Raw genomic sequence first — 13914 nt, forward strand, 5'->3', positions numbered from 1 at the left:
GTGCTCAGCCCAGCAGCGTCGGCTGACGCGTCGCGCAATGCGCCACGCAATGCTGGATCTGCTCGAAGTTTTCCAGCCCGTACCAGAACACCTTCCACTTTTCCTGCTTGATGCAGCCGTCAGACTCGGCGTAATAGAAAATATTGACCTGGTTGTTGTGACGCGAGCGCCAGAACAGCTGTGGGGTTTCTTCGCGCATCACATTCCATACCGCGCGGCCCAGGCCCTCGCCTTGCGCATCGTCGAGCACGGCGAACTTGTCCAGATAGATCAGCGCGCTTGCACCCAGCATGCCCTCGTCGGTGAGGATCACCGCGGCGCGGTAGTTCTCGCTCACATAGGCGCGCAGCAACCTGGTGTTGCTGAAGTACTCGGGCACCAGCGTGCGGCCGAAGCTGGATTCGATCAGCGAGGTGAGTCGCGGCAGATCCAGTTGGTCCCACGAGGTCGCGCGCAGCACGCGCTCGCCACGCCGCACCAGCGTACCCGAGCCCTTGTGCGTGAACAGCTCCTTGGCCAGATCTGCCGGCCGGGTGATCGACACCGACGATTCCAGCGGCAGACGATCGAGCAGATCCTTGATCTGCTCGATCTTGACCCGCATCCCGCCATTGATCCACGGCTGCTGCATCAGATGATCGAACTCGGTGGACAGGTTGATCGAATCGATCACCTTGCCGTCGGGATCCAGCAAGCCACCGGTGCCGGTGAGGAAGATGATCTTGTACGGCTGCAGTTCCTGCACCAGTTCGTTGGCGGCAAAATCCGCGTTGACGTTGAGGATCTGCCCGCTCGGCGTCTCGCCCAGGCTGGTGATCACCGGGATCGAGCCGGCCTGCAGGCTGGCTTCGATCGGCGCCAGGTTCACCGCCTTGACCTCACCGACCAGGCCGTAGGTGTCGCGATCCAGATACTGCGCTTCGAACACCCCACCGGTGATCGAGGTCGCACGCGCGCCATTCTGCTGCAGCGCTTCGACCAGCTTGAGGTTGGAGGCCTGGAACACCTTGCGCACGATCGCCAGGGCTTCCGGCGAAGTCACCCGCAGGCCGTTGACCGTGCGCTTCTCGATGCCGGCCGCAGACAACTCTGCATCCAGCTGCGGGCCGGCGCCATGCAGCACGATCGGGGTCAGCCCCACTTCCTGCAGGAACGACAGCGACGAGGTCAGCGCGTCCAGGTCGTCGCGCAGCACCGCCCCGCCCACCTTGACCACCGCAAAGCGTTTGGCATCCAGCTGCGAGAAACGCTTGAGGTACTGGCTGATTTCCTTGGCGCTGGCCATGCTCGAAAGCAGGCGCACGATGGTCTGGCGGGTCTGTTTGTGGGGCTGTGCGGAAAGGGACATTGCCGTGATCGAAGAGAGGAATGGCCGCGCCAGGCGCGGAATGCGGCTTTTAGTACGAGCCGTAAGTGAAAGCGGTCAGTGTGCGCCGTTGATGATGCGGTGGACCGACTCGGCATAACGCTGCAACTGCGCAAGCGTCACGAATTCGTCGGCGGTGTGTGCCTGTGCGATGTCGCCGGGGCCGTACACCAACGCGGTGTAACCGCCAGCGGAAAACAGCGAGGCCTCGGTCCAGAAATCCACCGCGTTGCCGATCGGCAGATCCAGCGCATCGGCCACATCGCGCGCGGCCAGGCGGCGTTCTTCTGCACGCGCGACATCCCCGGACGGCAGGCTCGGCCCGCGAAAGGTTTCTTCGAACTGCGCTGCAGCCGGCTCGGCAAATCCGGCGAAGGTGGCCAGCAATCCATCCACATCCATCGACGGCAGCGGACGAAAGCCGAACCGCACCTCGGCCGCCGGCGCGATCATGTTGGCCTTGATGCCGCCATCGACGCGACCGATGTTGAAGCGCAAACCGGTCAAGCCACCGAAGCGCGCATGCGCCAGCGACTCGACATGATCCAGCGCCCTGCCACCCCAGCGCATCGCCTGATGCAAGGCACTTGCCGACGGATCCTGCTTGCCCGACGCATGCCCGGCACGCCCGGCAAAGCGCATCAGCACCGAGCTGATCCCGCGATGCGCCAGCACGGCCTCGCTCATGGTCGGCTCGGCCACCAGCACCGCTTCATACGGCAATCCACGCGCCAGAAACGCGGCGATGCAGCGCGGGTCGTTGGCTTCCTCGTCGGAGGAAAACAGAAACGCCGCATCGCCCTGCCCGGCATTGGCCGCCGCGACCAGCGCCGCCGCCGCACCTTTGATATCGCAGACACCCAGCCCGATCACACGATCGTCGGTACGCCGCATCACGTGCGGATCGGCACTCCAGTGCGGCGAATCCGGCACCGTGTCCAGATGCACGTTGAAGAGGTAGTTGGGCTTTCCACGTACCGCATACAGGCTCACCGCGCCGGCACCGTGGTCGATCACCTCGACCTGGAAACCGGGCAGCTGCGCACGCAGGTAATCGAAGATACCGCCCTCGGCAGCGATCGCACGCGGCGGATTGCGGGTGTCGAAGGACACCAGCGTTTCCAGGTGTTTGAGGGTGGATGCGAGTAGATCGGTCATATCGGTTCGGTCAAGGGTCCGAAGCAGAGGCTGGATGAAAATGTGCAAAGCACCGAGGTGCGCAAACGACTCATGAATCTCATCCAAGCCAACCCTTCTCCCTTCGGGAGAAGGTGCCCCGAAGGGGCGGATGAGGGTACGGGCGAAGCATGGTAAAGCCAGAAATCCCAGCGGGCGGATGACGGTATGAGCGAAGCTCTCGCGCTGTTCATTGCACGAGGCTTCGCCCGTACCCTCACCCCAACCCCTCTCCCGCAGGGAGAGGGGCTTTAAATCCTCAGCGATTCACCTGGGCGTACAGCGTCGAGCTCATCCCGAACAGCTTGATGAAGCCCTCGGCTTCTTCCACGCCCCAGTCGGCCGACTGCGCATACGTCGCGCCCTTGGTGTTGAGCAGATGCGGCGAGCGCACGGCCACCGCATCGACGCGGCCGCCGCGGGTTTCCAGCGTGACTTCGCCGTTGACCTTGGACTGCGAGGACTGCAAGAACGCCTCGATGTCGGTCTTGAGCGGGTCGTGATAGAAGCCTTCGTACACCAGCTCCACCCACTTGCGCGCCACATCCGGCTTGAAGCGGTTCTGCTGTTTGGTCAGCACCGCATCTTCCAGCGCGCGGTGCGCGGTCAGCAGCGAGATCAGACCGGGCGCTTCGAAGACGATGCGGCCCTTCAAACCGATCACGGTGTCGCCGGTATACACGCCACGGCCCACGCCGTAGGGCGCAAACAGCTTGTTGAGCTGGGCCAGGATCTGCTCGCCCGGCAGCGCCTTACCGTTGAGTTCAACGGCCTCGCCTTCGACAAACGTCAGGGTGACGGTCAGCGCTTCGGCCGGCCACTCGCTGCGCGGCGCACACCAGCCACGCGCACCTTCGCCCGGCGCTTCCCAACGGTCGATCTCGCCGCCGGACATGGTCAGCCCGAGCAGGTTCTCGTTGATGGTGTAGGCCTGCTGCTTGGCGCGCACGCCGAAGCCGCGCTCTTCCAGATACTTCTGCTCGTAGGCGCGGGTCTGGGTGTGCTCTTTCTGGATCTCGCGGATCGGCGCCACGATCTGGTAATCGCCCAGTGCCTTGACTGCCAGGTCGAAACGCACCTGATCGTTACCCATGCCGGTGCAACCGTGCGCAATGATCCGCGTGCCCAGTTCCTCGGCGCGCTTGAGCGCGGCGTCGACGATCAGATAACGGTCGGACACCAGCAACGGATACTGGCCCTGATAGCCCTCGCCCGCCCACACGAACGGCTTGACGAAGCCTTTCCAGATCGCCGGACCACCATCGACGGTGACATGGCTGGCGGCACCGAGTTCGGCCGCGCGCTTTTCGATGAAATCACGTTCATCGGCATCCACCCCGCCGGTATCGGCGAACACGGTGTGCACCGCATAGCCCTGCGCCTGCAGATACGGAATGCAGAAGCTGGTGTCGAGGCCGCCGGAGAAGGCGAGGACGATATCTTTGCTGCTCATGACGAAGATCCTGGGGGGGAAGGTAGAAAAGGGAACCTACTCGACAACCACGACGCGCGGCTCGCAGCGCACCGGGAAGTTGACCGAACGGGCGATGAAACAGGCCGCATGCGCGGCATGGTGCAGCGCCTCCGCGGCCGCCGGATCACCGGCGGAAATCGTGACGACCGGATGCAGCACCACCTCGCCGAACTGGCCGCCGCCGGCGTCGGTCAGCATCGTGCCGCCGGCCTCGTCGACGTAGCCGCGCACCACCACGCCGGCCTCGGCGGCCAGATGCAGATACCACAGCATGTGGCAGGCCGAGAGCGATGCCACGAGCAGATCCTCGGGGTTGTGCCGCGAGGCGTCGCCGCGGAACGCCGGGTCGGCCGAACCGGCCAGCGTCGGCTTGCCGGCGATGGCGATCTTGTGCTCGCGGCCATAGCCGCGGTAGCTCCCAGTGCCCTCGCCGCGATCGCCGGTCCAGGTGACCTGCGCGGTGTAGTGATGGGTGTGGCCGCTCATGCCCGGCCTTGGCCGACCAGCGCCGCCATGATCGCCTTCTGCACATGCAGGCGGTTCTCGGCCTCGTCGATGGCGATGCAGTTGGGCGAATCCATCACCGCGTCGGTGGCCTTGACGTTGCGACGCAGCGGCAGGCAGTGCGAGAACACGCCGTTGTTGGTCAGCGCCATCTTGCGTTCGTCGACGATGAAGTGCTGGTACTGGTCGCGGATCGGTTTTTCCGGCTCCCAGTTACCGAAGAACGGCAGTGCGCCCCAGCTCTTGGCATACACCACGTCGGCACCGGCATAGGCGCTGTCGATGTCATGGCTCACCTGCAGCGAGCCACCGCTTTCGGCCACGTTCTGCGCCGCCCAGTCCATGTAACGCGGGTCCAGGATGTAGTCCGGCGTCGGGCACAACAGGGTCACGTCCATGCCCATGCGGGTGGCGATGGTCAGGGCCGAGTTGGCCACTGCGGTGTTCAACGGCTTGGGGTGATAGGTCCAGGTCAGCACGTACTTCTTGCCGCGCAGATCCTGGGTGCCGAAATGTTCCTGCAAGGCCAGCGCGTGCGCCAGCTCCTGGCACGGGTGGGTGATCGTCTCCATGTTGATCACCGGTACCGGCGAATACCTGGCGAAGCTGCTGAGCACCTGATCCTCGCGGTCCTTGGACCAGTCGACGAACTTCGGGAACGCGCGCACGCCGATCAGGTCGACATAACGGCCCAGCACGCGCGCCACTTCGGCGATGTGCTCTTCGGTGTCGCCGTCCATGACCGTGCCCAGATTGAACTCGATCGGCCAGGCATCCTTGCCCGGCTGCAGCACCACCGCATGCCCGCCCAGCTGGAACGCGCCCAGCTCGAAGCTGGTCCGCGTGCGCATGGACGGGTTGAAGAACACCAGCGCGATCGACTTGCCCTTCAGCTCGCTTCCCAGCTTGTTGCGTTTGAACAACGCGGCCTGGGTCAACAGCGCGTCCAGTTCGGCGCGGCTCCAGTCCTGGGTGTTCAAGAAGTGCTTCAGTGACATCGATCGATCCTTGTGCTGCGTGCTTCTGCTGCGTGGTCCGCCAGGAGCGACGGGGTGCGCGACATGCGCGTTTCTTGCGGTTGAAACTTTTGTGACGTCAAAACGAAAAAACCCAGCCTCAAAGCTGGGTTTTCAACAGCGGAACAGCCAAACGCTCCGGTTACCCAGCGAAAATGTGGGATTCCGGTCGGCGGGCACGCGACGTCATGCCGGAGGCCATCCGGGCGGCGCTGGTGTCGTGCTGAAAGGCGTTTGCATGCATAGGGCGCGAATCCTCGCATGCATGCGGGTACGGCGCAACCGCTGCGCAGCTCATCGCGGCGGCGCGACGATGGCGTCGGGGATGTAGGGGGTGACCGACACACGGATGCGCAGCCGGTTGCCCGGATCTTCCGGCAGCCGCGAACGGTACTTGGTGCCCTTGTAGACGTAATCCACATCGAAGGCGATCGGCCGCCGGAACTCGCGCGGCACTTCCACTACCCGGCAATTGCGTCGCGTGCTGGTCGGCGGCACCGCCACCGGTGCAGACGGCAGTTCGGGGCGACGCGAGAACATCTCCTTGACCGAATCGACCATCCGGTTGATCCGGCCCTCGTCGTCTACCGCAGGCGCGGCGGCGGCCGGCGCAATCTGCTCGGCTTCGCACTGTTCTTCGATGCGGGTGGCGCGCAAGGTCTGGTAGACCGGCTCCACGTTGAGAACCTGCGCATAGTCCAGCTTCACGTTCTCGATCACCACGACCCGGTTCTTGGGGTCAGGCTCTGCCGCATGCGCCGCCAGTGCCTGCCAGGCAAACACACACAGCAGCATGAAGAACAGGGAAGGTCGCATCAGTACCAGAGAAGGCGTCGCCAGGCAGTACGTAAGTGTATGGAGCTTGCGATCTCCGGGGCTGAACGCAACCCATCCGATTGCGAGTGCTGGCCGTGACATGCCATCGCCGGAGGGTTTGGTTCGCCTAGCCGCCGCGACCGGCTAGAATCGTGCAGTTACCCTTTTCCAGATGCCGATGAGCCTGCGCCTGCACAACAACCTGACGCGGCGGGTCGAGCCGTTCGCGCCGCTCGATCCCACCAGCCCCACCCTGTATGTGTGCGGCCCCACCGTCTACAACTACGCGCATATCGGCAACGCCCGCGGCCCGGTGGTGTTCGATGTGCTTGCCGCGCTGCTGCGGCGCCGCTATGGGGCGCTGCGCTACGCACGCAACATCACCGACGTGGACGACAAGATCAACGCCGCCGCCCAGGCGCAGGGCGTGCCGATCTCGACCATCACCGACCGCTTCGCTGCGATCTACCGCCAGGACATGGCCGCGCTCGGCGTGGTGCCGCCGGATATCGAACCGGCAGCCACCGCGCATATTCCGCAGATCGTGGCGATGATCGAACAACTGATCGCCAACGGACACGCCTACGCCGCCGAAGGCCATGTGCTGTTCGCGGTGGCCAGCTTCGAACACTACGGCAAGCTCTCGCGCCGCGATCCGGACGAGATGCTGGCCGGCGCGCGCGTGGACGTGGCGCCCTACAAGCGCGACCCGGGCGATTTCGTGCTGTGGAAGCCCTCCAGCGACGAGCTGCCCGGCTGGGACTCGCCCTGGGGCCGTGGCCGCCCGGGCTGGCATATCGAATGCTCGGCAATGGCCGCCGCGCACCTGGGCCCGACCATCGACATCCATGCCGGCGGCGTGGACCTGCAGTTCCCGCATCACGAGAACGAGATCGCGCAGAGCGAGTGCGCGCATGGCGGGGCGACCTTTGCGCGGTTCTGGCTGCACAACGGCATGCTCAATTTCAGCGGCGCCAAGATGAGCAAGTCGCTGGGCAACATCGAAACCGTGCACGACCTGATCGCCAGGCACCCGCCCGAAGCGCTGCGCTACGCCCTGCTGAGCGCGCATTACCGGCAGCCGCTGGATTGGTCGGATGGCTTGATCGAGCAGGCCAAGAACACGCTGGACCGGTTGTATGGCACGTTGCGCGATCTGGCAGCCGTCGAAACCGATGCGGGCGTCGGCCCCACGCAGCCGACCACGATTCCTGGCGATGTGGAATCTGCGCTGGACGATGACCTCAATACGCCGCTGGCGCTTGCAGCATTGGCGAAGCTTGCAAAGGAGGCCAGCCGGGCACTGCATGATTTCTCGCCAGCGGGCGGGCCGGACAGCGAGCGAAGCGGCGAGCATCTTGCGGCGCTGCGCCGAGCCAAATCCGATCTGCTTGGCGCAGGTCTGGCGCTAGGCTTGCTGCAGCAAGACCCGGCGGCCTGGTTCTCGAGGGGCACCGATGCAGGCGACGATGCGCGCATCACCACGCTGGTCGAAGAGCGCAATGCCGCAAAGAAAGCCAAGGATTTCGCCCGCGCCGACGCCATCCGCAAGCAACTGGCCGACGAAGGCATCGTGCTGGAAGACACCCCGCAGGGCGTACGCTGGAAGCGCGCATGACTCTCCCCTTCTCCCGTCGGGAGAAGGTGGCGCGTAGCGCCGGATGAGGGTACGGGCGAAGCCACATGCACCGTTTTTTGAGGTAAGAGCGAAGTCACCCGCATTGAATTCCAGCGAGGCTTCGCCCGTACCCTCACCCCAACCCCCGCGCCCCGGCTCGCGCTGGCGGCGCGGGCGCTCCAAGGCACGCGCGCCAGTGGCGCGCAGACCGCTCCTTCCCGCCGCGACAGGACAGGGGCACCATCGCGGTGCCGCCGGCAGCGCTATCACCGACCGATTCTGGATTTTTGATGACCACCACCCCGTTCCCGCTAGAACCCACCGCCGTCGAAGCGCAGGCCGCCATCGCCGAGGAATTTTCCTTCTTCAGCGACTGGTCCGAGCGCTACCAGTACCTGATCGACCTGGGCCGCAAGCTGCCCACCTTCCCGGAACAGTGGAAGACCGAAGAACACCGCCTGCATGGCTGCCAGTCGATGGTGTGGATCGTGCCGGAGGGCAACGCCGAGCGGCTGGACTTCCACGCCGTCAGCGATTCAGCGATCGTCTCCGGGCTGATCTATCTCGCCTTGCGCGTGTACTCGGGGCGTAGTGCGCAGGAAATCATCGCCACCGAGCCGGACTATATCGCCGGCATTGGCCTGGCCAAGCACCTGTCGCCGACCCGCAGCAACGGTGTGGCGGCGATGCTGGCCTTCATCCGCGACACCGCCCGCGCCCAGCAGTGAGCACGCCCACGCCTCCCTCGCCCGCCGCCTCGCTGCGCACGCTGTTCGCCTACCCCGGCTTCGGCCTGGTGCTGCTGTATCGTGTGGCGGCGATGCTGTCGTACCAGATCGTCGCGGTCACGGTCGGTTGGCATATCTACGAGATCACCCGCAATCCGCTCTCGCTCGGGCTGATCGGGCTGGCGGAGATCCTGCCGTTCTTCTGCATCGCGCCGTTTGCCGGCTATCTGGTCGATCACCTGCCGCGCCGCCGTCTGGGCATGGTCGCAGTGCTGGGTCTGGTCGCCACTGCGCTGCTGCTGTTGGCGATCACGCATGGCTGGCTGCCGGTACCAGGCGTGTGGCCGATCTATGCGGCCATCGCACTGACCGGTGCAGCACGCTCGTTCCTGTCGCCGGTCTACAACGCCTTGTTCGCGCGCGCGTTGCCACGCGAAGCCTTCGCGCGCGGCGCCAGCATCGGCAGCGTCACCTTCCAGGCCGGCATGGTCATCGGCCCGGCACTGGGCGGCATGCTGGTCGGCTGGGGCGGCAAGGGCCTGGCTTATGGCGTTGCGGCGAGTGTGGCGTTGGTGGCGATCCTGGCGCTGGCGCTATTGCGCGTCAGCGAGCCGGTCAACGAGGGCCCGCGCGCGCCGATCTTTCGCAGCATCGCCGAAGGTGCGCAATTCGTGCTGTCCAACCAGATCATGCTGGGCGCGATGGCGCTGGACATGTTTTCGGTGCTGCTGGGTGGCGCAGTGTCGATGCTGCCCGCCTTCATCCACGACATTCTGCACTACGGTCCGGAGGGCCTGGGCATCCTGCGTGGTGCACCGGCACTGGGCTCGATCGTGGTCGGCGTGTGGTTGGCGCGGCACCCGCTGCAGCGCAATGCCGGGCGCATCCTGATGCTGTCGGTGGCCGGTTTCGGGTTGTGCACGATCGCGTTCGGCCTGTCGCGGCATTTCTGGCTGTCGGCGGCGATTCTGCTGGTCTACGGCATGTGCGACGGCGTCTCGGTGGTGGTGCGTCAGACCATCCTGCAACTGGCCACGCCCGATGCGATGCGCGGCCGGGTGTCGTCGATCAACGGCATCTTCATCGGCTCGTCCAACGAGCTGGGCGCGTTTTACGACGGGGTGATGGCGCGCCTGGTCGGCCTGGTGCCGGCGGTGGTGATCGGCGGCTGCGTGACCCTGGGCGTGGTTGCGACTACCGCCTGGAAGGCGCCGAAGCTACGCAAGCTGGATCTGCGCGACCTGCAGTGATGTGCGCAATGGCGAGATGCCGGTAGCGAACGCAGCCGGCATCCCTGTTCCCTTGCCGCATCAAAAACCCCGCACATGGCGGGGTTTTTTCAGTCGACCAATGAAGCTTCGACGCTTGCTGAACGATCAATCTTAAGGATCAATCGCCCTGCTGCTTCTGCAGATGCTCCCAACGCTCTTGCGCGTCGATGGTGCGCTCGGCGGTCAGACGCGCTTCCAGGCGGTCCAGCCCGATCTCTTCGCCGGTGTCCACGCAATAGCCGTAGTCGCCGTCTTCCAGACGCTTGAGCGTGCTGTCGATCTTGGAGATCAGCTTGCGGGCACGGTCGCGGGCGCGCAGTTCCAGCGAGTTCTCGGTCTCGCGGGTGGCACGCTCGGCTTCGTCGCCGATATCGCGCACTTCTTCGCGCAGGTTCTCGATGGTCTGCTTGGATTCCTCGACCATCTCGTTGCGCCACCGCTGCAGACGCTGACGGAAGTACTCCTGCTGCAGCTTGCTCATGTACTCCTCGTCCGCGGCAGGCTTGTAGCCCTGCGGCAGGATCGGGCGACCGGTGGTCTCGTCGATCTTGTAGTCGACCACCTTGTACTTGGTCTTGGGCGTCGGGCTGGACGACTTGGCAGTCACGGCCACGGCCACCTTACCGACCGGACGGGTCGCGGCGGGCTTGGCGGGGGCTTCGGTTTTGGTTGGTGTTTTTGCTGAAGATTTCGAAACGGGCACGGGATTCTTAACTGACGGGGTCGCAGGCTTTGCCGGCTTCGCAGGGACGGCCTTGGGGGCCGGTGCGGGCGCGGGCTTTTCAGCCTTGACCGGGACTGACTTGGCCGGAGTCGGCTTGGCAGCCGGCTTCGGTACGGACTTGGGCGCCACCGGCGTGGCGGCCGGTTTGGCGGCAGCCGGAGCTGCCTTGTTTGCCGCCGGCTTGGCAGCACTCTTGGCGGCCGGTTTTACAGGTTTGACAACCGCGGGCTGGGGCACTGTGGCCTTGGAGGCCGGCGCCGGCTTGGCAGCGGCCTTAGTCACAGCTGCCTTCTTGGCAACAGGTTGCTTGGTGGCCGGCGTCGCCTGCTTGGCAGCCGGTTTTGCAGCGGCAGGCGCCGCCGCTTTCTTCGCAACGGGTTTGGCGGACTTCTTGGCGGCCTCTACGGCCTTGTTTGCAGTTTTTTTAGCAGCCACGAAACGCTCATCCTTGGTTCCCCCGGGGCCCGGGAAAGCGGGCCTTTATAGCTTACCCCAAGGACCCCCGGCAACCACCCATTAGTCCAAGTGGCATATCATTGGCAAGTGATCTCACGCCTGCTCATCGCGCTGCTGCGCTTCTACAAAATATTCATTAGCCCTCTGTTAGGGCCGCGCTGCCGGTTTGCGCCCAGTTGCTCGGAGTATGCAATGACCGCGATCGGCCGCTTCGGCCCGCTTCGCGGCTGCTGGCTGGCTGCACGCCGGCTGGGCCGTTGCCATCCTTTCCATCCGGGCGGGTTCGATCCCGTCCCCGACGCGTCCTCGCCCTCTTCCACCTCCTGCCGCTGCAAAGGACCCCACCCATGAGCCGAACCGTCATCGTCAATGCCCGCCTGGTCAATGAAGGCAAGGAGTTCGATGCCGACCTCCTGATCGAGGGTGGCCGCATCGCCAAGATCGCCGACAAGATCACTCCGGCTGCAGGCGATACGGTGGTGGACGCGGCCGGGCGCTGGGTGCTGCCGGGCATGATCGACGACCAGGTGCACTTCCGCGAGCCGGGGCTGACCCACAAGGGCGATATCGCCACCGAATCCGGCGCTGCCGTGGCTGGCGGCCTGACCAGCTTCATGGACATGCCCAACACCAATCCGCCGACCCTGGATGCAGCTGCGCTGCAGTCCAAGTACGACGCTGCGGCCGGGCGCGCCTGGGCTAATTACGGCTTCTACATGGGTGCCAGCAACGACAACCTGGCCGCGATCCAGACGCTGGATCCCAAGACCGCGCCGGGCATCAAGGTGTTCATGGGCGCCTCCACCGGCAACATGCTGGTCGACAACCCCGAAACGCTGGATGCGATCTTCCGCGACGCGCCCACGCCAATCATCACCCACTGCGAAGACACCCCGACCATCGATGCGACGCTGGCGCAGTTCAAGGAAAAGTACGGCGATGCGCTGACCCCGGAGATGCATCCGGACATCCGCTCGCGCGAGGCGTGCCTGAAGTCTTCGCAGCTGGCGGTGTCGTTGGCGCGCAAGCACAACACCCGCCTGCACGTGCTGCATATCTCCACCGCCGACGAGCTGGCGCTGTTCGAGGCCGGCCCGCTGGTCGACGCCGACGGCAAAGTGCGCAAGCGCATCACCGCCGAGACCTGCATCCACTTCTTGCGCTTCGACCGCAGCGATTACGCGCGGCTGGGCAACCTGATCAAGTGCAACCCCGCGATCAAGGACGCCGACGACCGCCTGGCGCTGATCCAGGCGCTGGCCGAAGACGTCATCGACGTGCTCGCCACCGACCACGCCCCGCATACCTGGGAAGAGAAGCAAAAGCCCTACGCACAGGCGCCGTCGGGCCTGCCGTTGGTGCAGTACGCGCTGGTCGCCGCGCTGGAGCTGGTGCATGAAGGCAAGCTGCCGATCACCCGCATCGTGCAGAAGTTCGCGCATGCGCCGGCGCAGCTGTTCGATGTGGAAGAGCGCGGTTTTCTGCGCGAAGGCTATTTCGCCGATCTGGTGATGATCGACAACACCCCGTTCACCGTGAAGCGCGAGCAGGTGCTGTCCAAGTGCGGCTGGTCGCCGTTCGAAGGCACCACCTTCCGCTCGCGCATCGCCGCGACCTGGGTCAACGGCCAGCAGGTGTGGGATGGCGAACAATTGGTCGGCAGTGCCGCCGGTCAGCGCCTGACCTTCGACCGCTGATGCGCGCAGCCCTGCTTGGCGCCTGGCTTGCGCTGGCGCCTCTCGCATTTGCTGTGGGTGATGCCGCTGCGCAATCTGCGAGCGCTGCGGAGGTGGTGTTTCCGCAAAGCGCCTCGCAAGGCGCGATGGTGATCGGCAAGGTGCCTGCGGGCAGCCAGGTGCAGTACGCCGGCCGTACGCTGCGGGTGAGCGGCTATGGCAGCGTGGTGTTCGGTATCGGCCGCGATGCCACCGGCCCATTACAGGTGCAGATCACCCGGCCCGATGGCGGCAAGGAGACCGCCAGCATCGCAGTGACGCCGCGCGATTGGCCGGTGGAACGCGTCAACGGCGTGCCGCCCAAGACCGTCAACCCGCCTGCGGCGATCGCCGAGCGGATCAAGCGCGAACAGGCGCAGGTCACCGCTGCACGCGATCGCGACGATGCGCGCACCGATTTCGCGCAGCCCTTCATCTGGCCGGTGCAGGGCCGCATCAGCGGGCGCTTCGGCAATGCGCGCGTCTACAACGGCCAGCCCGGCGCCGGTCATTCGGGCATGGATATCGCGGTACCCACCGGCACGCCGGTCAAGGCGCCGGCCGCCGGCGTGGTCACCTTCGCCGCGCCGGATCTGTATCTGACCGGCGGTACGGTGCTGCTGGACCATGGCTTCGGGGTGAGCTCCAACTTTCTGCACCTCTCACGCATCGACGTGAAGGTGGGCGATCGCGTGGAGCAGGGTCAGGTGATTGCCGCCGTGGGCGCCACCGGGCGCGCGACCGGGCCGCATCTGCATTGGGGGATGAATTGGTTCGATGTGCGCATCGATCCGTTGCTGGTGCTTGAGCGCAACAAATAGGGCTGTTGGGTAGCGAAATGAAACAGCGGGCACAGGCTGCGTTAGCGTGGCGGCCTGTTCTCTGCGGCCTACCCGCTGTGCCTGTGTTGGACGCGGGGCTTTGGGGTATAACCGGGACGACCGTCGATCTTCGATCCTCGCCACTTTACGTAACGAGCGATCGAGCCAGACGGTTGGTCCACCGCTGCGGCGTCGGACGTGCTTCATCTCCCCTCCCCCGACCGCAGGA

The 13914-nt window shown here is 65.2% G+C and carries 14 protein-coding genes; 7 read left to right on the plus strand and 7 right to left on the minus strand.

Annotated elements, in window-relative coordinates; translation table 11 throughout:
* Positions 1–4: 4 nt before the first annotated feature.
* The 6 genes from NYR97_RS20735 to NYR97_RS20760 form a co-directional block, all read right to left on the minus strand.
* The gene (locus tag NYR97_RS20735; RefSeq protein WP_316695532.1) at positions 5–1348 is read right to left on the minus strand and encodes an acetylglutamate kinase; all 1344 of its coding nucleotides are present in this window, start codon (positions 1346–1348) and stop codon (positions 5–7) included.
* Between the two features lie 75 nt (positions 1349–1423).
* On the minus strand, positions 1424–2524 hold the full coding sequence (locus NYR97_RS20740; RefSeq protein WP_316695533.1) for an acetylornithine deacetylase: 1101 nt from the start codon (positions 2522–2524) through the stop codon (positions 1424–1426).
* Between the two features lie 277 nt (positions 2525–2801).
* Positions 2802–3995: an argininosuccinate synthase gene (locus tag NYR97_RS20745; protein WP_316695534.1), complete on the minus strand. Its 1194-nt coding sequence runs from the start codon at positions 3993–3995 to the stop codon at positions 2802–2804.
* 36 nt (positions 3996–4031) lie between these two features.
* On the minus strand, positions 4032–4502 hold the full coding sequence (locus NYR97_RS20750) for an OsmC family protein (RefSeq protein WP_316695535.1): 471 nt from the start codon (positions 4500–4502) through the stop codon (positions 4032–4034).
* Entirely contained in the window at positions 4499–5518 is a 1020-nt protein-coding gene (locus NYR97_RS20755) for an N-acetylornithine carbamoyltransferase (RefSeq protein WP_316695537.1), read from the minus strand. Before NYR97_RS20755 ends, NYR97_RS20750 begins: the two co-directional genes overlap by 4 nt.
* Positions 5519–5830: 312 nt before the next feature.
* On the minus strand, positions 5831–6331 hold the full coding sequence (locus tag NYR97_RS20760) for a hypothetical protein (protein ID WP_210763499.1): 501 nt from the start codon (positions 6329–6331) through the stop codon (positions 5831–5833).
* Between the two features lie 199 nt (positions 6332–6530).
* Between NYR97_RS20760 and cysS the strand changes: the two genes are divergently transcribed.
* The 3 genes from cysS to NYR97_RS20775 all read left to right on the plus strand — a co-directional run bounded on the left by cysS (position 6531) and on the right by NYR97_RS20775 (position 9948).
* A complete protein-coding gene (gene cysS, locus NYR97_RS20765; RefSeq protein ID WP_316695539.1) occupies positions 6531–7970 on the plus strand; it encodes a cysteine--tRNA ligase in 1440 nt (479 codons plus the stop codon).
* 290 nt (positions 7971–8260) lie between these two features.
* A complete protein-coding gene (locus NYR97_RS20770; RefSeq protein WP_316695540.1) occupies positions 8261–8698 on the plus strand; it encodes a SufE family protein in 438 nt (145 codons plus the stop codon).
* On the plus strand, positions 8695–9948 hold the full coding sequence (locus NYR97_RS20775; RefSeq protein ID WP_316695541.1) for an MFS transporter: 1254 nt from the start codon (positions 8695–8697) through the stop codon (positions 9946–9948). Before NYR97_RS20770 ends, NYR97_RS20775 begins: the two co-directional genes overlap by 4 nt.
* A 139-nt stretch (positions 9949–10087) precedes the next feature.
* On the opposite strand, the gene dksA is transcribed toward NYR97_RS20775, so the two are convergent.
* On the minus strand, positions 10088–10576 hold the full coding sequence (gene dksA / locus NYR97_RS22485; protein WP_369910408.1) for an RNA polymerase-binding protein DksA: 489 nt from the start codon (positions 10574–10576) through the stop codon (positions 10088–10090).
* On the opposite strand from dksA, the gene NYR97_RS22490 reads away from it, so the two are divergent.
* The 4 genes from NYR97_RS22490 to NYR97_RS20795 are packed head-to-tail and all read left to right on the plus strand — an operon-like array spanning position 10566 to position 13685.
* Complete coding sequence (locus NYR97_RS22490; protein ID WP_425613013.1) at positions 10566–11213, plus strand: hypothetical protein; 648 nt, start codon at positions 10566–10568, stop codon at positions 11211–11213. The genes dksA and NYR97_RS22490 overlap by 11 nt on opposite strands.
* 5 nt (positions 11214–11218) lie before the next feature.
* The gene (gene yidD, locus NYR97_RS20785) at positions 11219–11500 is read left to right on the plus strand and encodes a membrane protein insertion efficiency factor YidD (RefSeq protein ID WP_316695543.1); all 282 of its coding nucleotides are present in this window, start codon (positions 11219–11221) and stop codon (positions 11498–11500) included.
* Entirely contained in the window at positions 11497–12846 is a 1350-nt protein-coding gene (locus NYR97_RS20790) for a dihydroorotase (RefSeq protein ID WP_316695544.1), read from the plus strand. Before yidD ends, NYR97_RS20790 begins: the two co-directional genes overlap by 4 nt.
* Positions 12846–13685: a M23 family metallopeptidase gene (locus tag NYR97_RS20795; RefSeq protein ID WP_316695545.1), complete on the plus strand. Its 840-nt coding sequence runs from the start codon at positions 12846–12848 to the stop codon at positions 13683–13685. Before NYR97_RS20790 ends, NYR97_RS20795 begins: the two co-directional genes overlap by 1 nt.
* Positions 13686–13914 lie beyond the last annotated feature (229 nt).

The sequence above is a fragment of the Xanthomonas hydrangeae genome (genome assembly GCF_032697525.1).
In the GTDB taxonomy this organism is placed as follows: domain Bacteria; phylum Pseudomonadota; class Gammaproteobacteria; order Xanthomonadales; family Xanthomonadaceae; genus Xanthomonas; species Xanthomonas hydrangeae.